Origin of the sequence: Megasphaera sp. ASD88, from assembly GCF_002287425.1 — a bacterium.
GTDB lineage: Bacteria > Bacillota > Negativicutes > Veillonellales > Megasphaeraceae > Megasphaera > Megasphaera stantonii.
The window spans coordinates 58,827-83,082 of record NZ_NQXW01000003.1 but is presented as its reverse complement, the minus strand read 5'-3'; the positions used below and the strand labels follow the sequence as shown (position 1 = coordinate 83,082).

The window sequence follows — 24,256 nt, the reverse complement described above, 5'->3', positions numbered from 1 at the left end:
CAAGCGGTTATTCTTCTGTCGGCGGCACCATGCCGGACTCTACGATGCTCGGCTTATTGAATACGGAAGCCGTCTTTTGTTTCTGCTCGTCTTCCTTCTTCGCCCGGGCTTCGGCCATAGCCGCGCCATTGCCGCACTCTTCCAAGGGAATACCGTTGACGAACACGCCCTCGATAACGCCCTGGCCCTTCTTCATGCGGACGCTGGCGACGACGTTATCTTTTTCGCTGATATTGTAGATCCCGTCGGCCAGCTCCGGCGCAATGCGGTATCGGTCGAAGGCGACCTTGAACTGGACTACGCCGTCCTGAAACGATACGACGACAGCGTCCATATAATCCCCGCCGATTCCCGGCTTTTCCGCCGACGCTCCTTCTACCTTCATCAGGCCGCTGGCGTCATGGGAAATATGGACGTATATTTTTTCCCCTTCTTCCGGAGCCGACCCGTCCATCCACGTAGTCGAATCTTCCGGGAATACGATGCGCACATAATCCGTGCCGAAGGACGATTCTTCCAGTCTCGGCAGGCACCGCCACTGGTACGGGATGCCGTCTACGCTGATATTATGCCAGCGCCATCCTATATAAGACAATACTCCCAGCTGGACGAGGACGACGAGGAGGAAGACCATCCATTTATGCTTTCCGTCAGGAGAAAAGGTTCCTATTCCTTTCATTTCTTCGTGTCTCCTTCCTGCGACCACGGCGACCGCGAAAAATGTTTTTCCCGCTTAGCCGGACCGGCCATCGACTGCCACGGCGAAGAGGTTATCCGCTCTGCCGGCCGCGGCTCGTCTGCTTTCTTCCGCGTGCGCCCTTCTTCCTTCATCGTCGGCAGGGCGATCGCGTCGGGACTGCGGAACACGGGCGGCACAAACTGCGACCGCGGCGCTTCCTTCGGCGTCACCGTTCCGGCCGGGCGATATCCCGTATCTGCCGGTTCCGGCGTCAGGTCCTCCAGCGGCGGAAGATGAATATCCTTCATCCATTCAGCCAGCGTATCGGCGTCGGCCGCCGCGTCCTTCGCCTCCTGGGGAGACTCGAATACTGGCGCTGATTCCCCTTCGTCAGTTTTCGCCGCTTCCGTCTCCCGGCGCACCGTCGCCGCCGTATGCTTTACGCGGGAGCGGCGGGCGGCCCGCAGTTCTGCGTTTTTCCGGCTGGACGCCGTGCGGCGGCGCTGGAAGAACACCAATCCCAAAATCGCCATGACAACCAGGGGCACGACAGGCGAAAAGGTCGTGGCGAAGACAAAGACCAACATGAGGCAGGCCAGCATCACCGTGCCGAAGCGCGTATGATTGACATGGCCGCCCTTGACGCCCTGCATGATTTCATAAAAGCCCAGGAAGATCATGTAGGCCGCCGAAATGATGAGCGGTACGGACGAATAGAGCCCGCTGCGCACGATCAGCGTTTCCCCTAATAAGATGAAGGGGATAAAGGAATATATCACCGGCCCCCAAAGGCGCGTCTTGACGCCCCGGGCCAGCAGGGCGATGATCAGCAGAAACAGGAGGAACAAAATGGTCATCGTCGTCCAATGAAAGCCCTGAATATCGGCGACGCCGTACCAGGAGACGGGCATACAGGAAATAAGCAGCGACGCCGCCGCGGCAAAGCGCCCGAACCAGCGGAACGGAACGCCCCAGGACTTGCGGATATCGATGGAATACCCCGTCAGCATAATGACCGCCGCCAAAGCCGACAGCAGCAAAAAGGGAATGTACGCCGCATTGCGCGTAGCCAGTCCGAAGGCGGCGAACACTGTGACAGTGACCGTCCAGGAGAAAACAGATAATCGGACCTCGTCCTTCTGCTGCACCAGCAGGCGGTACATCGGAAGCGGCAGGACGACGAAGAGCCAGAAAAAGGCCGCTCCTCCCGGCGCGTTGATATACCCGCCCAGAGCCGCCCAAACCAGCACGGCAAGGCAATACACCACGACGGCCCCCACAGCTCGCAGCAGGTACGCCGCCGGCAGGCTCAGGACAGCGCAGGTGAAAATATAGGCCGGCGTATCCCAGCCCAGATAAAAGGTCTGTCCCGCCATGGCTATCGACACGAATACGGCCACGCACTGGGCTAAGGCGACGCCTTCTCCCAGCAGCGTCCCCTGACGATTTTGGAACAAGGCCAGGGCCACGCCGCTTTGCGAAAGGACCAGCAGGACGACAGCCAGGGCCATCCGCAGGGCGACGGAAATGTGATACCACACGTAAGCGGCGCCCCAGATCAAGGCGACGCCGAGAATAGAACAGGTCACGATGGCTAAGGCCGTATACACCAGGGCCGGCCAGCCCGTAACGCCCTGTCTCCGGCAGGACTGCCGTATGTTTTGTTCTGCCTCCGCAGAAATCCAACCTTTAGCGGCCCAATCGCTGATTTGCCGATTCAGCCACTCCGTATTATTTTTCCATATCATATATGCTGCCTCCCAGGCACGTAGTAGTCATAGTATCGCGCAGTCGTATTCCTGCGCATCATCAGTATATCACAAAATAGGCAAATCCCATACATGAAAAAAAGACTTTGTCCCGCCTTGCAAGGGACAAAGCCTTCTCTTATACCATTATTTTACAATCAGCACGGAGCATCCTGCACGAGTAACGACATAGCTGCTGACAGACCCGAGGAACAGCCCTTTCAAGGGCCCTAAGCCCCGGCTTCCCATGACGATCAAATCAAAGTCGCCGTCCTTCGCCGCTTTTACGATAGCCGGTCCCGGAGAACCGACGGCGAATATACTTTTGACGGGAACCGACTCCGGCACGGTCTTTGCAATACCGTCGAGAAATACCTGGCCCTCTTTTTCCATATCCTGAGGCAGGTGCTCTTTTACGTATTCCGTCGCCGTGGAAATTTGGTCGAAATTTGCCAGCGGGGCGATATCATGAGCCACATAGGCCAACGTAATAGAAGCGCCGTAGGTCGTCGCGAGGTCAACGGCTTGTTCCAATGCCCGTTTGGCGTTGTCAGAACCATCAATCGGAACGAGGATCGAATTGTACTTTGTCATATGAATCCCTCCTGTCGATTAAGCCTAGCAGGTCTTTATATTAAATAACTTCTATATACGTCGAGATTTTCCTTCTTTTTTATCGTCTTTGTCTTATGAAATTACGGAATGCAAGCAGCTCCTGTATCCGCCCAGCTTCCCCTTTATTTGACAATCAATACGGGGCAAACGGAATGCGTGACGACGTAGCTGCTGACAGATCCCATGAACAGACCTTTCAAGGGCCCTAAGCCGCGGCTTCCCATGACGATGAGGTCGGCGTTGTACTTTTTAGCGACGGACAATACGGCCGGTCCCGGAGAGCCGACTTCAAAGACGCTCTTGACTTCGATATTCTGCGGAATGACCTTCGCATAGTCGTCGAGAATGCTCTTGCCTTCTTCTTCCATGTCCAGAGCGACTTGTTCCGTTACGTATCCGCTGGCATTCGGAATTTGGTCGAAGTTAGAGATTACCGATACGATATTCGCCACATATACCAACGTAATCGTAGCTCCCAAGGCCGAAGCGATGACGACGGCATGTTCCAGCGCCCGCTTGGAGTTAACCGAGCCGTCCGTCGGAACGATGATGTTGTTATATTGTTTCATATGAATCCCTCCTGTCTTACCCTTTCTATATAGATAAATTCTCTATACGTCGCCAAAATCCTTCTTTTTCTTTACGAAAAAACAGATTTCTGCGAAAAAATCTGTCGCGCCATGTCATTTCGGCATATAACATCGGCAAGTATCCCTGCTCATTGCGGCATGTTATACGTTATACTCATCTTTTCTAAAATTTAGTACATTCATTCTCCAACTTATGTTATAATTGTAAGTAATACATGGAAACGGCTTGTATTTCCAAAAGAAAGGCGGTTGTTACCGAAATGAAAACCTTATTCCGTCCCTTATGCCTTGCGCTGCTGCTCTGCCTGACGTCTGTTCCGGCAGCGTTCGCCAGCGAAGGCGGCGCTCACGCTATCGTCAGCGCCACCCTGCCGGCCTGGAGCATTATCCCCTTCGTCGGCATGCTCTTGTCCATCGCTATCTGCCCCCTCGTCAAGCCCCACTGGTGGGAAAAAAATATGCTTGCCGTGGCTATCGGCTGGTCCCTGGTCTTCCTCGTCCCCTTCGCCGCAGCCTACGGCATGGGCGAAGCGTTGTTCCGGCTCCTGGAATCGGTATTGATCGATTACGTTCCCTTTATCGTCCTCCTCTTCGGCCTGTTCGTCGTCGCCGGCGGCATCGCCGTCAAGGGGACCTTAGCAGGTACGCCCAAGATCAACGCCCTCCTCCTGCTCATCGGCACCGTCCTGGCCAGCTGGGTCGGCACGACCGGCGCAGCCATGCTCATGATCCGGCCGGTCATCAAGGCCAACGCCTGGCGGCAGAAAAAGGTCCACGTCATCGTATTCTTCATCTTCCTCGTCGCCAACATCGGCGGCTGCCTGACGCCCCTCGGCGACCCGCCCCTGTTCATGGGCTTCCAGCGCGGCGTCCCCTTTACCTGGACCTTCCATCTCCTGCCTATTTTATTGTTTAATATGGTCATCCTGTTCCTCGTCTTTTTCTTCCTCGATTCCCATTTGTACAAAAAGGAACTGGCCGCCGGCCGTTCGCCCCAGGATAACCAGCCTGCTGAAAAAGAACCGATCCGCGTTGAAGGCGCGCACAACATCGTCTTCATCGCCCTGATCATCGTCGGCGTCGTCGCCAACGGCGTCCTTCCTAAGGAATTCGCCTTCTTCGCCAACGGGGCGGGCATTCCCGTATACGATGAAATCGTCTTCCCCTATGCGACGGTAGTCGAAATCATCCTCATCCTGCTGGCGGCGTACTTATCCCTCAAGACGACGAAGACGGAAACGCGTCAGCTCAACGAATTTACCTACGCGCCCATCGCTGAAGTGGCAAAACTGTTCATCGGTATCTTCGTCACCATGATTCCGGCCCTGATCTTCCTGAAGACCCACGGCGCGGAACTGGGCTTGTCCGAACCGTGGCAGATGTTCTGGGCAACGGGGGCCCTGTCGTCCTTCCTGGACAACACGCCGACATATCTCGTCTTCCTCCAGACGGCGGGAGCCCTCGGCGCGACGCAGGGCATCGCGACTTCCGTCGGCACGGTATCCCAGCTCATGCTGGAAGCGATTTCCGCAGGTGCCGTATTTATGGGCGCCAATACGTATATCGGCAATGCGCCGAACTTTATGGTTAAATCCATTGCTGAAGAAAACAAGATCAAGATGCCCAGTTTCTTTGGATATATGGGTTGGTCCTGTGCCATTCTTATTCCGACCTTTATCCTCGATATGATCATTTTCTTCTGGTAAATGCAGATGTACTCATACAAAAAGAGAATCTGTCCGTGCGGACAGATTCTCTTTTTTATATAGAATATGTTTCTCTCTTATCCCTTTACGCGCTCCATCAAATAGGCAAGCTGGCGTTTTATTTCCTCATTGTCCTTCTGTACCTTCTTATACATTTCATTCAATTCGCTGTATGCCGCACTGAGCTTTTCTCCATCAGCCTGCATGCGTGCATTCTCTGCCTTAAGAGCCGTAATTTCATCCTGCATGACATATGCCGAACTAATAGGGCCTGCTTTGTACCGTTCCGGAATCACCTTCTTTTCATCATGACTTCCGAATTTATAGGTAACGCCGATATTGGCCATCGTATGAGCAGAACCGATGGTCGCGCCGAAATGGAACATCAGATCTTCATTTTTGTAATGAGCAATCCCCAGAGCCACCGACTGCTTGCCTCGATAGGTACCGGCAGCAGCCATGAGCTGTGTCGGTTCCAGCGGATCATACTGAATAGGCTTCAAGCCGGCTAATGCTGCCGATGCGGCACCTACATCGCCGATTTCATTGCGAAGATTGGATTCCATGCCATGAAGCTGCGACACGTTGACAGCATCGGTCGCATCTACGCCAGGGGCAACGTTTGTAATGCGATTCCCACCGTTATTGAGTCCGTCTGCTGTCAGGGAAACAGCAGATACTCGCCCAGACTCCGAAGCACCGACAATGACAACACCCGTTTCAGCTACATGCGTCTCCGTCCCATAAACAGGATTGCCGTCACTGTCCTGTAACACAGTGCCGTCCTGACGTTTCAGCGGATTAGCCCGAACCGTCAGGCCGCCGTCATCAATGACGGCGGCACGAACGACAGTGCCGTCCTGATCCGTTGCGGAAGAAGCAACGCCGCTCTGATTTATTTCCGTCTCATGCATATTGCCCTGATTGTCTTTGCCGCGGGCCGTAATCGTATCGCCTTGAATAGCTGCCTCGTTTCCGCTGCCGTCAACGTGATAAATCTGATCCGAACCAAAGATACTCTTGCTGCCGCCACCAGGCCCATTTTCGTTATTTTGTACAATGATGCGGTCACCATCAATATGCATCGTATGATTTCCCGATGCATCAGATGTATGAATCTGGTTGCCGCTTATAGTCGTTTTGCTGCCATTCTTATCGGAAATCATTTCCGAACCGAGTATTGTAGTCTGATCTTTTTCCTTGCCGACAGTCAGCGAACTATTGGCAGTAATTGTATCAGAAGTAATGCCTTTCAGCCCTGTAAGCGTGTCAGCCAGTTCGATATTCAGCGTATCGCTGCCATCAGACACAACGCCGATATTTCCCGAAGTCAGCGTACCGCCGGCCCCGCCTTTAATGGCCAGCGTATCTCCAAGTTTGCGGGTAATAGGCGCACCGCTGTCACCTTTAAAGGTTAAAGGCTGCGTATTTACGGTGTTGGACAAATTGGTCGTCAATGCATTATACACGCTCTTTAAGTCACCGACATTTACAGCGTTAGTATCGACGGCCTTCGATAAATCATCAACTGCTTTTCCGTTCTCATCTGTCAGACCACTGGCAACATGCTGAATCTGGTTTCCACCATTATTCAAACCAGTTTCTGTCAGCGATACGGACTCATGACCGGCAGCAGTAATTACAATGCCGCCGCTGTTTGTTTCGGTCTGGTTGCCTTCAGCATCCCGAATAATGCTTCCGTCTGCAGAAGCCGTGTACGAACCTCCTTTTCCGTCTTCAAGGGATACTCCGCCTGCAGTAAGAGCAGTTTTCTCAACAATTTCGCTGCCCTGCTCGTCTTTAGTCGTCCGCGACGCCTCTACTCCTGTACCGCTGAGAACGGTCTTCGTTCCATTTTCACCAGTCGTCGTTACCGATGTCAGCCCTTTCAGGTCTTTAGCCAGTTCTACAACGAGTTCTTTGGTCTCGCCCTGAACGCTGACATATGTATTTTCATCCGTGCGCTTGGCAGTATCATCCATACCGCCTCTCACCGCAATGACACTCCCCAGATCCTGCCGTACAGTACCGTTGTTGCCCTTCAGACCAAACCCGCCTGTTTCACCAGTTCCGGTTCCAGCTTTTGCAATATATTCAATAGCTGCTTTTACATCGCCGATGTTGGCGCCATTAGTCAGCATCGGTGCAACCGTCTTTTCGGAAGCCGAGTCAAAGAAAGCCTCCCACGGGGTACTATCTGTTCTCGCACCGCTCCGGCGACCGCTGCCTACCTGAGTCAGCGTCGGTACATCACCTTCTCCGCGGCCAGCTGCTTCTGTCAGGCGAATATTGACAGGGGTACCTTCTGTTGCTCCGGAAGCAGAGCCATCCTTTATGCTGTTTTTCGTATAGAAGGTATCGCCAATGCGTACGAGTACCTGTCCGTCTGCATCGACATATTCCATAGGCAAGCCAGTCACGTCGACATGAAACGAGTATATTCCCTCATTATCGTTAATCTCTGATACAGCTGTATTGACGCCGTCTACGACATTAACGGTTTGATTTAAGAAAACCTTTTTCTTATTATTGCCGTTCGTATCCAATATAAAGCCATCATCAAGGGTGGCTACACGGTGAACCTTCAGCGCACTGTCTGTATATTGCAGGCGATCCATATACGGCTTGTCTTCATATATTCCAGTATTGTTATTCAGCGCACCATCTCCGCGGCTAACCAAAATATCGGCCTTGGGAACTTCTCCACCATTGCCGCTGCCTTGGAGAATAATATGCCCGGCGCCGTCCTCGTCTTTATTCAATACAGCGGCCGGACCGTCTTTACCGCCTCCGGCAATAGCTATGGATTCTGTTGTTTCCAATCCTTGTTCAGTCAACTTCGTATGGACTGTCGTCGTCGGATTGTCTCCCTGCGTTTCTGTCCGGATTACAACGCCATTTCCGTCAAGAATCGTCGTCTGACGCACAGACTGTCCGTCACTGCCAGATACGTCCTGGCTAGCCGACAGAGATGTTAAATCCTTCAGATTTTTAGCCATTTCCACGACCAAAACGTTTTTTCCCTGACGTTCCTGAACGCTGACATAGGTATTCACATCTGTACGCGCTTCACTGTCCGTCATACCGCCCTGAACAGCTATCGTATTTCCCAAATCCTGCATTACCGCCTTACTCCAGTCATTGCCGGTCAAGCCGAATCCTCCGCCAGCGCTGCCTGTCGTTAGCGAAGCAACAGCATTCTTCAAATCGCCTACATTGACGGCATTATTCCAAACGGGGTTATCGTCTGTCACTTCAGACAGCAATACAGAGCTGCCGTCTTTCGCCATAAGTCCGCTGCCCAGATTTTCAAGCTGCAGCGGATTCGTCCTGCTCCCGTCAGCACCGACTAAGGAAATGGCAGCTCGTATCTGATTCGGTGAGATAGCGTCAGCACCCGGCTTCGGAGAGCCGTTTTCGATATCTTCCTCCCGGTAATAGACATCGCCTATCTTCGTCAGTATGCTGCCCTCGTTGTCCGAAAATACCAGCGGCAGACCAGTTACATTAATTTGAAACGTATGAATTCCGCCCTTTGACGCAATAGGAGAAACCTTTGCATTGATTCCATCTTTCAGCTGAACCGTATCATTCAGCTTGACAGAAACCGGACTATTTCCATTGGCCTGCAAGAACCATCCATCATCAAGCGTCGCCACTTGATGCGCCTTGCTGGCACTATCCGTATATTGAATCCGATCCATATACGATAGAGAGCTTTCACTGCCAGATCCTGTTCCTGTATCCTTTGCAGAGTCTGCGCCAGGCATCCCCTGCACGACAATCATATCCGCCTTAGGAGCGGTATTGTCCCCTGTGCTGCCGCCTGTCATGACGACATGTCCATTCGTTTCCACGCCAGATCCATTTACGACAGTTGTCCGTGTCGTACCGTCGTCTGACGTTTCCGTCGTCGTAATAGAATGAAGCCCCTTCAAATCAGAAGCCATTTTTATCGTCAGCGTTTCTTTGCCGTCAGATACAACGCCGATATTGCCGTTTGTTACCATAGCAGCTAATTCTTTCGCTTTCCCGGCTGCATCGGTTTTCGACAGCTCTATATCGCCTACTATGTTGATATTTTGACTCAATTTTCTAGGGAAGGTATTCGCTCCATTCTCTGATTCGTCAGCAGTTCCGGCATTGCCAGAGAAAAACAGAGGCGTGTCTGACATTTTTTTCAAGTCGCCGACTGTCGCCGCATAATGGCTTTTTTCAGCAGGAGAGTCATTCAGCGCCGCAATAAACGTATTGGTACCGAGGCCTATATCCCCCAATTCCGTGTTCTCCTTGACGCCGTTTCCCGTCACCGTCGTCTCAAACAGGCTTTCTATGCCGTTCAGCAGCGTCGGAGTATGGTTATTCGGATCAATAAGCACATTTTCTAACACAGCTTTATTCGGATTCGAAACAGGAACAACTGCCGCTTCAGAAACAGCTGCTTCATCAGGAGCCGCTACAGGGCGTGCATTAGCAGCAGGCTTGCCGTTGACCATATCGGATGTATTATACCAGTTCTGATCGCTTTCATAAAAGGTTTTTCCATCCTTTCCCAAATCGCTGTTGTTGTACCATTTGCCATTGACATAAGCCTTATCCTGAATATCAGCTTTCGCATACCATTTCCCGTCAGCTTGCCTTTCATTGACAGCGGCATCGGCTTTTGCATACCACTTGTTTTCTTCGGGAATATACGTTTTATCCTCTAACTCAGCTGTTTCATACCAGTAGTTATCCTCGGCTTTGACAACGGTATTGCCGTTTCGGGCCTGTGTATCCATAAACTGATCTACATGTACTTCATATACCGTATGCCCGTCTGCCGTCGTTTTCGCATGAATTTCAGCCATCCCCGGACTATTGCTTATCATCTGCCATTGCCCGTCTTTGCCCCGATGCCAATCGGTATCGCCCCGGAGCTCTATGCGACGCATATTAATAAAATCAACGAGATTATATGCATGAGTCGGTGCCTCTTTTGTGCCGCCGATTCCATATGCTTCATCGTCAAACACAACTTTTCCGTCCTCTGTAATCGTCGTATTGGGTCCAATTTGATCGGCCACGCTGGTTGCCAAATTACCGACAACATGACCTAACGCATACAACTGACTGCCGTTAACGGCATCTGACGATGTAGGCGACAGTAGTCCCGGCGCGACATTCTGAATACGTCTCGTAGCGACAATCGGAATTTTCACGGTTTTATCGACAATCTGTCCCGTCTCAGGATCCGTCACCTTAATCGTTTTTTGATCGTATCCGGCAACTTCACCGCCGACACTGACTACTCCGACAACATTCCTGGCTCCGGCAAAATCGTGAGACACGCGAATGATTTCAATTTGTCCGTCTTTATTTCTCCGATACGTATACACCACTTCATTAGTATATGAAGTATCTATTCCTCTAGTCGTATTCCCTTCATCAGCAACAGGAGTATAAGCAATCGTGCCGTCGGCCTGTATGATGTTCTTTCCGTCAGCATTCAAAAGTGGCTGAGCCGGCGTAACATTTTCAGGGTTAAAGGACACATACGCAGCCTTATTTCCCAGGAAAACTGAATTCAGCGTTGTTTCCGTAATGTTATTCCCTAATGCCACGACGTCATGGAGCGGAACATCATACCGCTTTGCCGCCAAGATTCGGTATCGCGCCGATTCCTCTGCCGTTAACCGTCGTTCATCGGCGATAAAATTGTCGCCCAACAGCTTATCTCGAAGAGCTTTAAATTCTGCCGCCGTCCCGATTGCCGTCACATTGGAAAGGGGCTGAACCTCTTGTTGATAAGCCATCCATAAATCCAAATTCTTTTTGGCAGCAGCAATAGCATCTTCATCGTGCTGCGCTCCGGATACGGCATTGGACTCGTCATACGCCTTCTGATACTTATCAATTTGCGCGGCTATTCCGTCTTTTCCGATAGCCTCAAAAGCCTCCTGCTTGTAAGCGGTCCACACCTGCAGTTTTGCAGCATCATTTTCCTTTTGAGCCTCCGCAATATTGGAAGCAATTACGCCTCCATTATCCAGTGTAGCTTTGGCCGTTGTCAGGGCATGCGCAATATCATCATCAGCCAAAACTCCCAAGGGAATGCTGCGGTTAATCGCAATGGCATTCGAATTTCCAAGAGACAAAGAATTCCGCGCCATCACGGCAGATCCCACTCCGACAGATGCAGAATTTACAGCATGTACCGTTCCATTGGCGCCAATCGCAATAGAGTTATCATGATCGGCAATACTGAAGCCGCCAAGCGCAATCGTACTGTCGCCCGTCGCCTGTCCCCGATAGCCAATGGATATGGCGTTATTCATCGTCGCCCTGCCTTCCGTGCCGATATTGATAGAATCGGTACCGCTGGACATCCCTTCTGTCCCAAAATTCAAGGCGTTTTCTGCTGCAGCCTTCCCCATTGAACCTATATTGATCCCATTTTTGCCGTCTACCGTTCCATTGTAGCCAAAATTCAAGCCGTACGCTCCAGAAACAGACGAATAGTCTCCCAAAGAAATACCGTAATCTACGTCTACGCTGAGGTTATTGCCGATTCCAAAGGCATTATCTCCAAGCACCTTGCTGTAGCTGCCCAATAAGATAGAACGTGCCCCGGAAACAAGATTAAACTGCGGCTCCGTTAGCGTCTCTGCCGTCCCATCCATATGAATTCTTTCCATTCCGCCAAAACCGAAGACTAATGAGTTCTTTCCAGTAACTTTTGCATACCCGCCCATAGCAATGGCGTCGTCTGCAGTCTTGTCGGCTCCGTCGCCTACAATAGCATGATCCCCAATAGCCAGTGCGCGGTCACCATGGACCTGTACGAAACGGCCTAAGCCGACAGCAGCCTCGCCTTCGACGAAAGAATATTTGCCTTCAAGCCATTTTTTGCGGAAATCAGACGCTAGTTTTGCCGCACTCAGTTTAGATTCAACTATATTACGACTCAAAGTGTCCGCAATAGTTCCAGCAAAATCATGCTCTGCGTCATAACCAATCCCATACGTCTTTTCAAGATAGATTGCAAGATCCTTTGCATTCTTATCAGTAATCGGGCTGTTCTTATCTTTCTGCTTCTCTATGGCTTCTAATACTCCCTCTTTGGCAGCAATATCTAATTTTGCCTGCTGTACTGCCATGTTTTCTGCTTCATATGCTTTCTGATTGGAAGCATCAAAAGGAGCTGCTCCAGAAGCAATCATAACTGCGCCATCGCCGCGTACCTGTCCGTATGAGCCTATACCGACGGCATTCTCACCGATAACGCGAAATCCTCCGGGGTCATCTGCAGATAAATACTCTCTGTATTTTTTTAAAGGTCTGCTCCTAGATCCTGCCAGGACATCCCCCGCAATGTTTGTCTTATCTACCAAGTCAAGCTTCCAATATTCGTCCGGCAGTACGCCATCAATCGGCGCCCCTTGACCAATAGCAATCGCACCATTGCTTAGAGCTTGCACGCCTTTCCCGACAGCAGTACTCGCCGTTCCTTTCGCATAGTTCATCTTCCCCAAAGCCACGCTTCCCTGGCTGGGTACGACAAGCGAGGTGCCGACAGCCACGCTGTCTGCAGTCTTCATATCGTGAATTGCCGTGGCTTTTAAAATCCAATACCCCTTAGCGTCTTGCGTAATTAAATCAGGATTAGGAACCCCAACCAAATTTCTCCGTCCCACAGATATGCTGGTATTTTCAAAGCCAATTGAATTTGAGCCAATAACAACGCTGTCTCGCGCTAATCCCAATGTATACATGGATTTGTTTGTTGGAACACTGCTCCCGATAACAATAGAGTCATATCCTGTGACCTGCGCAGCATAGCCAATAGCGACAGACCCATATCCTTGGGAACGAGCCTTTGAGCCAATGGCTACAGCGTAGTCATTATATGCGTTGGTATCATCGGGATCGACGACTGTAGATGCGCCAAATCCAAGAACAACAGTTTCCCGGCCAGATGACATTGCTCCATTACCAATTACAGTATTGTTATCACGATTCTTAGCCGTCCCAATTACGCTCTTTTTGTATTCATGGCTGGATTTCGGGCCTTCATAGTAATTGGTAATAACACGGGCATCATTGCCGATTACTATATTGCTTTCCCCATTTTTTTCATTTTTAGCGCTGTACCCGGCTCTAGTCGTTACTTCATCAAAGGCATCGTCATGTCCTACACGGGCATCTGTACCGATTAAAATAGATTTTTGAGAATTAGATGTATTCACAGTATGCGTAGTGCTGCTCGGATTCAGCAATATACTGTCTTTAACTGGGCCATTACCGGAGTCTGAAGGGATACTGCCATCTGAATTAAGAATGACGACACTATTAGAATTACTATCATAGACAACATTCGATGCTGCCGATGCATCATCAGCAGCCGTCGGAGCAGCAGAAATGCCGATGTTTGAAACAGCAGCTGCCATGGAGGCTAGCGCCGGACGCGGTTCAGCTGTTCCTTTTTTTACAACTGTAAAGTTCTGTGTATCTGGATTATAGGTAATCGTCATAAGAGAGCTGTCATATGTGCCGCCGCTTATAATAAAACGGCCGTCCACTTCCGTATCTCTGCCGTCATGGTGTATAAGCAGTTTCTTTGTCCCTTCATCATAGGAGACACTAACACCGTCCGAATCGAACAGCGTCTCATATGCTGCGTTGACTGGCCCTAGGGGATAAGACAGCATCAGCAGCACCGCAGCCGCAAGACTGCCTTTTTCAGCCCCTTTTATTACACTGCTTTTACATCTTCCGCAGCTGCGCGCCAGTTCAGAAACAACTTCATAACAGCATTTATTTCTATTAAATATGACTTTGAATAACCTATTCATTGCACCCTCCAATTTTAAATTTGAACATGGACGTTTTCCTGCCTGCGTCTATACCTTGGCAGGCTCAGGCATGTTCAGAATAACGTTAAATTTCAAAAAAAATAAAATCCATGACATAAAATGCAAAAAAACATTTGACACAATTTAAAATTTAATTGAACATTTTTCTATGCGCTTCAAAACTTTTCAATTACAGGAAACCTATTTTTACCATATATAATTATTTTTATTAAGTATAACATATATTTATTACATTGAAAATATTTTTTATTAATATTCCTATTCTTCATACATGCCATATGGGAATTACACAAAAAAAGAGCAAGGATATACCCCTGATAAAGATATATCCTTGCTCTTCTTTATAAATGAATTTGCAGTACGCGCAAACAAAAATAACAAAAAAACCGCCTCTTGAGAGACGGTTTTCCAACTGGTGATTCACCCGAGATTCGAACTCGGGACACCCTGATTAAAAGTCAGGTGCTCTACCGACTGAGCTAGTGAATCATGGCTGGCAGGGGTAGCTGGATTCGAACCAGCGCATAGCGGAGTCAAAGTCCGGTGCCTTACCACTTGGCTATACCCCTATGGGGCGAGTAAAGGGATTCGAACCCTTGCGTAACGGAGCCACAATCCGCCGTGTTGACCGCTTCACCATACCCGCCATATTGTAATCTGCGCGACAGCGCCCTTAGCTACGCTATAAGCGCCGTCAACGTAGATTATAATATCATTTCACAGATGCAATGTCAATAGCAAAATTATATTTTTATGTACTTTTTTCGCTTAGCGATCTTTTTCCCCATACAGGACGTCTTTTACGAAGTTCGGCAGTACGAAAGCGCTGCGCTGGATGCCTTCGTTGTAGTATTTCGTCGGGAAGGTGCGCGTACGGTTCGGTTCCCATGTCAGGGGATCGTATTTCTTCGAGCCCATAGTAAAGCAGTGCATGCCCGTCGGATACAGGGGAATGAAGGCCGTGTACAGGCGCGTAATGGGGAAGATATCGGACACGCAGTCCTTGATTTCCCGCACGAGCTTGCTGTGCATAAAGGGAGATTCCGTCTGCTGTACAAACAAGCCGTCTTCCTTCAATGCCTTAAAGGTGTCTTTATAGAATTCATACGTAAACAAGCCTTCGCCGGGGCCGACCGGATCGGAGCAGTCGACGATGATGACGTCGTAGAAATCCTTCGCTTCGCGCATGAAGGCAATGCCGTCGCCGACCTTGACGGTCAGCTTCGGATTGTTTTCCCGCATGGCTTTGGAAATCGCCGGGAAAAACTGCTTCGACAGCTCAATGACCTTGCCGTCGATGTCGACCATCGTGACGTGTTCTACTTCGGGATGGCGCACGGCTTCACGAGCTGCGCCGCCGTCGCCGCCGCCGATGATGAGGACGTTTTTCGGATTGGGATGCAAAAACAGCGGGATATGGGTAATGCATTCGTGATAAATAAACTCGTCCTTGTCAGACGTCTGGAACACGCCGTCCAGCACGAGCATACGGCCGAATTCCTTCGAATCGGCTACGATAATATCCTGAAAATCAGATTTGCCTTCATATAAAATTTCCGATACTTCTGCGCTCAGGTCCAAGTACGGAGACTGATGTTCTGTCACAAATTTTTTCATGAGTACCTCCTATATTGTCTCTTAACTATATGTTATTGTAACACAAAAGAGTAAACAAAAGGAAGTAATTGTATACGTATCGCTCATAGGTGGAGGTAAAATTTTCATATGAATTCTCATTCCGGCACCTTACAGTTTTGACTCCATATGGTACAATATAGAGTAGACTTATATGCGCCGTATTCCTTTAAACGCGGCGCCTGCATCTATAGATTATCAGAAAGATCGGCTTTGCAGCCGATAAGGTGACTCACATGAAAAACATATTACATATAGGCATTGACATTGGTTCGACGACGGTAAAGATCGCCGTCCTCAACGACGCCAAGCAATGCCTGCACGCGTGCTATGTCCGCCACTACACGGACATTCGCCAAAAGGTGTGGGATTTGCTGCAAAATGCCTATGAGATTTTCGGTGACCAACAAATCACCATTGCCATTACAGGCTCCGGCGGCATCGCCCTGGCAGACTACCTGGGCATCGCCTTCGTTCAGGAAGTCATCGCCGGCACGAAGGCCGTCCGCACCTATTACCCCCAGTCGGACGTCATTATCGAGCTGGGCGGCGAAGACGCGAAGATTACCTATCTGACCGGCGGCAACGAACACCGCATGAACGGCAACTGCGCCGGCGGCACGGGCGCGTTCATCGACCAGATGGCCACGCTGCTCCACACCGACGCCAGCGGCTTAAACGCTCTGGCCGAAAAATCGGATACCCTGTATCCCATCGCCGCCCGCTGCGGCGTATTCGCCAAAACGGATATCCAGGCCCTCCTCAACGAAGGGGCCAGCAAGGAAAACGTCGCCGCGTCGGTCTTCCAGTCCATCGTCTTCCAGACGATTACAGGCCTGGCCTGCGGCCGTCCCATCAAGGGCACGGTCTGCTTCCTCGGCGGCCCGCTGACCTATTTGCCGCAGCTGCGCCGTCAGTTCGCCAAGACCCTTCATTTAGACGACGACCACGTCGTCGCGCCGGAAAACGCCCAGGTATACGTAGCCATCGGCGCGGCTCTGGGCAGCTTCGACGAAACGCCTGTATCCTTCATGAACCTCATGGGACAGCTGAAAAACGTCGACGAATCGTCTCTGGCAAAATCGGACCGCATCGATCCCCTCTTCGACAGCGAAGAAGAGCTGCGCGAATTTCAGCAGCGCCACTCGCAGCATACCGTCCCCTACGGCGACCTGGCCGCCTACAGCGGGCCGTGCTACCTGGGCCTCGACGCCGGCTCGACGACGATCAAGGCCGTCCTGCTGAGCGAAGACCTGAAAATCCTCTATACGCACTATCAGAATAACGAAGGCAGCCCGCTCATGGCCGCCAAAAAGATCATCGAAGAAGTGTACAGCCGCCTGCCCGACGGCGCGTTTATCGCCAAGACCGGCATTACGGGCTACGGCGAAGCCCTGCTGAAAGAAGCGCTGCACCTCGATATCGGCGAAGTCGAAACCATCGCCCACTATCAGGCGGCAGCCCATTTCTGCCCTGACGTCGATTTCATCCTCGACATCGGCGGGCAGGACATGAAATGCAGCCGCTTAAAGAACGGCCACATCGAGGACATCCTCCTCAACGAAGCCTGCTCGTCAGGCTGCGGCTCATTCCTCGATACCTTCGCCAAGTCGCTGAACCTGTCTATCGAAGAGTTTTCCAAGGCAGCCCTGATGGCCAAAAGCCCTATCGACCTGGGCTCGCGCTGCACCGTTTTCATGAATTCCAAGGTCAAGCAGGCCCAGAAGGAAGGAGCGACCCTCGCGGATATTTCCGCCGGCCTGTCCTACTCGGTCATCAAGAACGCCTTATATAAAGTAATAAAAGTAAAAGACCCGGAAAAGCTGGGCAAATACATCGTCGTCCAGGGCGGCACCTTCTACAACGACGCCGTGCTGCGGGCTTTTGAAAAGCTCCTGGGCCGCCAGGTCATCCGGCCGGCCATCGCCGGCCTCATGGGAGCCTTCGGCATGGGGCTTATCTGCCGCTCGTCCTACCATAGCGACCACGCCAAGACGACGCTGCTCAGCCGGCAGGATCTGGCCGGCCTATCCGTCGCCACGTCGATCCGCCACTGCGGCCTGTGCACGAATAACTGCCTGCTGACGGTCAACACCTTCAACGACGGCCGTTCCTTCATTACGGGCAACCGCTGCGAACGGGGCGCCGCCGGCTCGACGACAGCCCGCAAGAAAGCGCTGCCCAACATGTACAAGGTCAAGTACAATTTGCTGTTCAACCAGTACAAACCGCTGGAGCAGGGCCCCCGCGGCACCGTCGGCATTCCCCGCGTGCTGAACATGTACGAAGACTATCCCTTCTGGTTTACTTTCTTCACCAAGCTGGGCTACACCGTCGTCTTGTCCGACCCATCCTCCAAGGAACTGTTTGAAAAGGCCATGGACACGGTCCCCTCCGATTCGGCCTGCTATCCGGCCAAGCTCGTCCACGGCCACATCGAAAACCTGCTGGAAAAGGGCGTAGACCGCATCTTCTATCCCTGCATCCAAAACGGCCCGCAGGAAGGCAGCCGGGACAACAGCTTCAACTGCCCCATGGTCATGAGCTATCCCGAAGTCATCCGCCACAACATGGTGGAACGCCTGTCCGACACGAACACCCTCTACCTCTGCCCCTTCCTGCCGCTTCACGATAAAAAACGCATCGTACCGCGCCTGCAGGAAGAGCTGCGCGTATGGAATATCGGCAAGAAGGAAATCAAGGAAGCCGCCCTGGCCGCCTGGGATGAGGAAGAAGCGTATAAACAGAAATACCGCGACCTGACCAAGGCCACGCTGGAACGGCTGGCAAAAGACGGCGACAGGGCCATCGTCCTCTGCGGCCGTCCCTATCACATCGACCCGGAAATCAATCACGGCATCCCTGAGCTCATCAACAGCCTGGGCCTGGCCGTCCTGACGGAAGACGGCGTCGCTCCCCTGGGACACCTGCCGGAGGAACTGCGCGTCGTCGACCAGTGGTCCTACCATTCCCGCCTGTATCGGGCAGCGCAGTACATCGTCACGCAGCCCAATCTGGAATTGGTCGAACTCAACTCCTTCGGCTGCGGCCTCGACGCCATCGTCGCCGACCAGGTACAGGAAATCCTGGCTCAGGGCCATAAAATCCATACATTGCTGAAAATCGACGAAGGGTCCAACCTCGGCGCCATCCGCATCCGCCTGCGCTCCCTCTTGTTCGTCATGAATCACCGGAAACCGAGCACGGAAGCGACGGAACCCTATTCGTACCACAAGGCCTTGTTCACGGAGGCCGACAAGAAGACGAACGTCATTTTGGCTCCGTCTATGACGCCGATTCACTTCCCCATGTTCGAAGCGGCCTTCGCCCACGAAGGCTACCACATCGAGCTCCTGCCCCATCAGGGCCAGGAAGCCATCGACACGGGCCTGGCCTATATCCACAACGACGCCTGCTATCCGGCCATCATGTCCCTGGGGCAAATCATTACGGCCCTGAAATCGGGAAAATACGATCTGAAGCACACGTCGGTCATCATTTCCCAGACGGGCGGCTGCTGCCGGGCGACGAACTACATCGGCATGATCCGCAAAGCCCTGGCCGACGCCAACATGAGCGACGTAGCCATCATTTCCCTGAATACCAAGGGACTGAATCCTCAGCCGGGCTTCAAGCCTCATATCGGCTTCTGGCACCGCCTGGTCATGGCCATGGTATACGGCGACGCGCTGCAGCAGGTATTATACCGCACGCGGCCCTATGAAAAGGTAAAGGGCACGGCCGAAAGCCTGTTCAAAAAATGGCAGGAAAAATGCAAGGTCGACCTGATAAAAGCCGACGTCAAGACCTTCAAGAAAAACATCCGGGCCATGATCGATGAATTCGACAACATCGACATGAGCGAAGAGATGAAGCCGCGCATCGGCCTGGTCGGCGAAATCTACGTCAAGTTCCATCCCATCGCCAACAACCACATCGTGCGCATGATCGAAGAAGAAGGCGGGGAAATCATCGTCTCCGGCCTGACGGATTTCTTCCTGTACGGCCTCCTCGACACCCAGTTCCGCCAGAAATACCTGTCGGGAAGCTGGATGTCGGCCCTGGCCAGCAAATCCATGGTGAAGCTCCTCGAATGGTACCGCAAGCCCTATTGCGAAGCCGTCGCCAAGAGCCGCCATTTCGACCCGGTCACGTCGATTTACGACATTGCCGACGAGGCGAAGGAATACTTATCCCTCGGCCACGTCGCCGGCGAAGGCTGGTTCCTGACCGGCGATATGATCGACCTCATCAAGCGGGGCGCGAAGAACATCGTCTGCCTCCAGCCCTGGGCCTGCCTGCCGAACCACGTAACGGGCAAGGGTATGATCAAAGCCCTGAAAGCGGCCTTCCCCGACACGAATATCGTCGCCATCGACTACGACCCCAGCGCCAGCTCGGTCAATCAGACAAACCGCCTGAAACTCATGCTGACGACGACCTTCGAAGGCATCCGCGAAACGGTCAGCACGACGGCCAAACCGGTAATCCCCTTCTTAAATGGCGTCCGCATCAACAGCACGCTGAACGCAGAAAAATAATATCCGAATGTATGCCGGCAGGAATGATACGCCTGCCGGCATATGTTATCTCTTGCGCAAAAAAAGCCCGTATGACAGATACCCTACCCTGTCATACGGGCTTTTCCCTTCTCTATTCTATTTTTGCTGCATATCCTGCTTCCATTGTTTCAGCTTATCCTGGTCCTCTTTCGGGAGAGAAACGCCGCAGCAACCGCCGGTCGAACATCCGGCAAAGCCTTGGTACACGTCGGAAATCACGTTTTTTACTTGTTTCAACCGTTCTATTGTCATGGGAGACCCTCCTTTTATGTTTATAAGCTAAGGCTATGGTTACAGTATATCATATTTTTTCTTAATTTAAAATAATTATCTGTAAATATTTTATATTATTTATATCAATTCTGCATAGCCTCACTTCAACACGACAGAGCCCGGCTCCAGCATGGCTTCCAGCTCCTGCCGCAGGGAATCCTCCGTTTCTACCCAATACCGCGGGTCGGTCAAAATCGTGCGGCGGCTGCCCATGAGGTGAAAGTATACCTTGACTTCGCCGTGATGCTTTTCCAATACGCCGCCCAGGCGCGTGCTCAAGTCGCTTCGTTCCAGATGGGCCGGTATCTTGATAAACAGCTTCGTCCCCTTTCCCGGCTGCCAGAGTGCGCCGGCCCGGCGGGCGGCTGCGGCCATGCTCACGGCGTGCCCCTCTGCCGGCTGGTCTCCTAAGGGTGCTAACGTTTCGGCAATGAGTTGGATATCGTCGTCGTTAATATCGGCCCGGCCTTGAACGGAAACAGCCATATCGACGACGCAAAGATTCATATACTGGCTGAAAGCCTTGGGAAAGACGACGACGGGGATAGAGCCGGTGTAATCTTCAATCGTCAGGATAACCATCTGCTCGTTCCGCTTCGTCGTCACCTGCCGCCGTCCCGTCACCAGGCCGCCGATGCACAGCATTTTTCCGTCATACTGCCGGTTATCCTCGCCGAAGAGGACCGAAAGAGGCGTCATGGACTTCAGCACGTCTTCGTATTTTTCCAGGGGATGCCCGCTGAAATAGAAGCCGTCGTATTCCTTTTCCATAGCCAGCAGCATGTCCATGGGGTACTCAGGATCGTTGGGATAGGCCAATTCCATCGCCGCATTGTCGTTTCCGTCGTCGAACAATCCCATCTGTCCCGACGCGTCGTCCTTCTGCTTCTGCGCCCCGACGCTCATGGCCTCTTCCAGTACGGCGATGAGCTGCGACCGCGGCCGGCCGAAGGAATCCATAGACCCGCCTTTGATAAGGCTTTCCAGCATCTTGCGGTTTAGAATATGGTAATCGACGCGGCTGCAGAAATCGCTGAGCGACGTAAAGGGCCCGTCTTTTTCCCGGCTCGTGACGATAGCCTCGATGACGACGTCGCTGATGCTTTTGACTGCCGAAAGGCCGAAGCGTATGGCGCCGTTTTCGACGGAAAACATGGATACACTGGCGTTGACGTCCGGTGCCAGCACCTCGACGCCGTGACGGCGGCATTCCGAAATGTAATAGCTGATCTTGCGGATATCGTTGATAAAGCTGGTCATCGTCGCCGCCATGAATTCCGCCCGGTAGTGCGTCTTCAAATACGCCGTCTGCCAGGCGATGTAGGCGTAGGCCGCCGAGTGGGATTTATTGAAGCCGTAGCCGGCGAAGTATACCATGAGATCAAAGACCTTGTTGGCAATGTCGTCGGAAATGCCATTTTTCTGCGTCCCGGCCAAAAAGCTCTCCCGTTGGGCTTTCAGGATCGATTCCTTCTTCTTGCCCATGGCCCGACGCAGCAAATCTGCCTGTCCCAACGAGAAGCCGCCCATGACGGAAGCGATCTGCATGACCTGTTCCTGATACAGGATAACGCCGTACGTGTCCTTCAAAATCGGCTCCAGCAAGGGATGAAGATAGGTGATTTCCTTTTCGCCGTGACTGCCCTTAATGAAATCCTCTACCATGCCGCTGCCCAAAGGCCCCGGACGGTACAGGGCGACGAGGGGAATCATGTCTTCGAAATGCTTTGGCGCCAGTTCCTTAACCAGCGTCGTAATGCCCGACGATTCCATCTGGAACACGCCGGCCGTATCGCCCTCCGTCAGGAGTTTGCACGTCTCCTGGTCGTCCAGGGGAATGGCGTCGATATCGATGTCGACGCCGTGCTGTTGCCGTATGAGCTTGACGGCATCGCCGATGACGGTCAGCGTCCGCAGGCCCAGAAAGTCCATCTTGAGCAGGCCCAGCTCTTCAACCAGATCCTTGTCATACTGGGTCGTCAAATATCCTTCCTTTGAATACTGCATGGGCACGTAATCGTCTACCGGAGCAGCGGAAATTACGACGCCGGCCGCATGAGTCGACGAATGGCGTACCATTCCTTCAAGGGCGCGGCTCACTTCGACCATGTGATGAATCGTGCTGTTCGTCTCGTATTCCTGGCGGAATTCCTTGCTGATCTGCAGAGCCCGGTCGATAGTCAGGCCCAATTCCGTCGGCACGAGCTTCATAAAGCGGTTGACTTCGCCGAGAGGAATCGCCAAGGCCCGGCTGACGTCGCGCATGACTGCCCGGGCAGCCAGCGTTCCGAAAGTGATGATCAGCGCCACGTGTTCCTTGCCGTACTTGCGCGTTACGTAGTCGATGATGCGGCCGCGGTTTTCATAGCAGAAATCCATGTCGATATCGGGCATCGTCACCCGTTCCGGATTGAGGAACCGTTCAAAGAGGAGGTCGTATTTCAGCGGGTCCAGCCCCGTAATCCCCAGCAGATACGCTACGACGGAGCCCGCCGCCGAGCCGCGGCCCGGGCCGACGGGGATATCGTGGTCGCGGGCAAACTTGACATAGTCCCATACGATGAGGAAGTACGACGGAAAGCCCATCTTGTTGATGACGTCCAGCTCGTAATTCATGCGTTCCCGCACTTCCGGCGTCACCGGGTCGTACCGCGTCGGCAGGGCCTCTTCGCAGAGCTTGCGCAGGTACGACTCGTCCGTCTCCCCTTCGGGAACGGGGAATTTCGGCAAATGGCGCTCGTCAAAGGATATCTCCACATTGCACTTATCGGCGATTTCCAGCGTCGTATCCAGCGCTTCCGGCATATCGGGAAACAGCTCGGCCATTTCGTCACCGCTCTTCATGTAAAACTCGTCGTTGGCAAAGCGGAAATGGTCCGGGTCTTCGAGGGTACTGCCCGTCGAAATGCATAATTTGACTTCCTGCGCCCCGGCATCTGACTTTTCAATGTAATGGAAATCGTTCGTCGCCACGACCTTCAATCCATATTCCTTCGACCAGCGCTTAAACACCTCGCGGACGATCTTTTCCTCCGCCAGCCCGTGATTCTGCACTTCCAGATAGAAATCGTCCTTGCCGAAAATGCGCACCAGCCGCTCCAGCGTCTGCCGGGCTCCTTCTTCGTCGCGGTTGAGGATATTCTGCTGGATATGGCCCTCGATGCAGGCGCTCATGGCGATAAGCCCCTCATGGTACTGCTCCAGCAGGTCGTAGTCGACGCGGGGCTTGTGGTAATTGTTTTCCCCGTCAACAAAGCCCTTCGACACGATTTTGACCAGATTATGATAGCCCTTCAAATCCTTCGCCAGCAGGATCAGATGGCATAACCGTTCCTTCGTCTTCTTCTCGAAGCGGCTGCCCTTGGTCATATAGACCTCGCAACCTAAAATCGGCTTGACGCCCTGCTTTACCGCTTCTTTATACAAATAGATGACGCCGTACATATTGCCGTGATCCGTAATCGCCACGGCGGGCATATTCAATTCTTTTGCCTTCTGAACCATGTCGGGAATGCGGCACAGCCCGTCGAACAAGCTGTACTGCGTATGGACATGCAAATGGACAAATGGCCTCATGACAACGCTCCTTATCG

10 protein-coding genes and 3 tRNA genes are annotated in these 24,256 nt (G+C 52.3%); 2 read left to right on the top strand and 11 right to left on the bottom strand.

Going from position 1 to position 24,256, the window contains the following annotated elements:
* Positions 1-7 precede the first annotated feature (7 nt).
* The 4 genes from CJ260_RS03340 to CJ260_RS03325 form a co-directional block, all read right to left on the bottom strand.
* A complete protein-coding gene (locus tag CJ260_RS03340) occupies positions 8-679 on the bottom strand; it encodes a hypothetical protein (protein ID WP_095629167.1) in 672 nt (223 codons plus the stop codon).
* Positions 676-2,427 carry a DUF2157 domain-containing protein gene (locus CJ260_RS03335; protein ID WP_233127883.1) on the bottom strand — a complete coding sequence of 584 codons (1,752 nt, stop codon included), beginning with the start codon at positions 2,425-2,427 and terminating at the stop codon, positions 676-678. Before CJ260_RS03335 ends, CJ260_RS03340 begins: the two co-directional genes overlap by 4 nt.
* A gap of 147 nt (positions 2,428-2,574) precedes the next feature.
* Positions 2,575-3,021, bottom strand: a complete 447-nt coding sequence (locus CJ260_RS03330) for a universal stress protein (protein ID WP_095629166.1) — start codon at positions 3,019-3,021, stop codon at positions 2,575-2,577.
* Between the two features lie 143 nt (positions 3,022-3,164).
* Complete coding sequence (locus CJ260_RS03325; RefSeq protein ID WP_087476772.1) at positions 3,165-3,611, bottom strand: universal stress protein; 447 nt, start codon at positions 3,609-3,611, stop codon at positions 3,165-3,167.
* A gap of 281 nt (positions 3,612-3,892) precedes the next feature.
* On the opposite strand from CJ260_RS03325, the gene CJ260_RS03320 reads away from it, so the two are divergent.
* On the top strand, positions 3,893-5,338 hold the full coding sequence (locus CJ260_RS03320; RefSeq protein WP_095629165.1) for a sodium:proton antiporter: 1,446 nt from the start codon (positions 3,893-3,895) through the stop codon (positions 5,336-5,338).
* A 77-nt stretch (positions 5,339-5,415) separates the two neighbouring features.
* On the opposite strand, the gene CJ260_RS03315 is transcribed toward CJ260_RS03320, so the two are convergent.
* The 5 genes from CJ260_RS03315 to speE all read right to left on the bottom strand — a co-directional run bounded on the left by CJ260_RS03315 (position 5,416) and on the right by speE (position 15,810).
* The gene (locus tag CJ260_RS03315) at positions 5,416-14,184 is read right to left on the bottom strand and encodes an ESPR-type extended signal peptide-containing protein (RefSeq protein ID WP_233127882.1); all 8,769 of its coding nucleotides are present in this window, start codon (positions 14,182-14,184) and stop codon (positions 5,416-5,418) included.
* Between the two features lie 422 nt (positions 14,185-14,606).
* Positions 14,607-14,682: transfer RNA gene (locus CJ260_RS03310), tRNA-Lys, on the bottom strand.
* 5 nt (positions 14,683-14,687) lie between these two features.
* A tRNA-Gln gene (locus CJ260_RS03305) sits at positions 14,688-14,762 on the bottom strand.
* Between the two features lies 1 nt (position 14,763).
* Positions 14,764-14,839 (bottom strand) — tRNA-His (locus tag CJ260_RS03300).
* 122 nt (positions 14,840-14,961) lie between these two features.
* A complete protein-coding gene (speE, locus tag CJ260_RS03295; protein ID WP_095629163.1) occupies positions 14,962-15,810 on the bottom strand; it encodes a polyamine aminopropyltransferase in 849 nt (282 codons plus the stop codon).
* Between the two features lie 254 nt (positions 15,811-16,064).
* Between speE and CJ260_RS03290 the strand changes: the two genes are divergently transcribed.
* Positions 16,065-20,369, top strand: coding sequence for a 2-hydroxyacyl-CoA dehydratase (locus tag CJ260_RS03290; protein WP_095629162.1), 4,305 nt, complete (start codon positions 16,065-16,067; stop codon positions 20,367-20,369).
* A 117-nt stretch (positions 20,370-20,486) separates the two neighbouring features.
* Here the strand turns inward: CJ260_RS03290 and CJ260_RS12920 are convergent, their stop codons facing one another.
* Together CJ260_RS12920 and CJ260_RS03285 are read right to left on the bottom strand one after the other, a co-directional pair.
* Positions 20,487-20,642, bottom strand: coding sequence for a hypothetical protein (locus tag CJ260_RS12920; RefSeq protein ID WP_162860304.1), 156 nt, complete (start codon positions 20,640-20,642; stop codon positions 20,487-20,489).
* Between the two features lie 120 nt (positions 20,643-20,762).
* Complete coding sequence (locus tag CJ260_RS03285; RefSeq protein ID WP_095629161.1) at positions 20,763-24,239, bottom strand: DNA polymerase III subunit alpha; 3,477 nt, start codon at positions 24,237-24,239, stop codon at positions 20,763-20,765.
* Positions 24,240-24,256 lie beyond the last annotated feature (17 nt).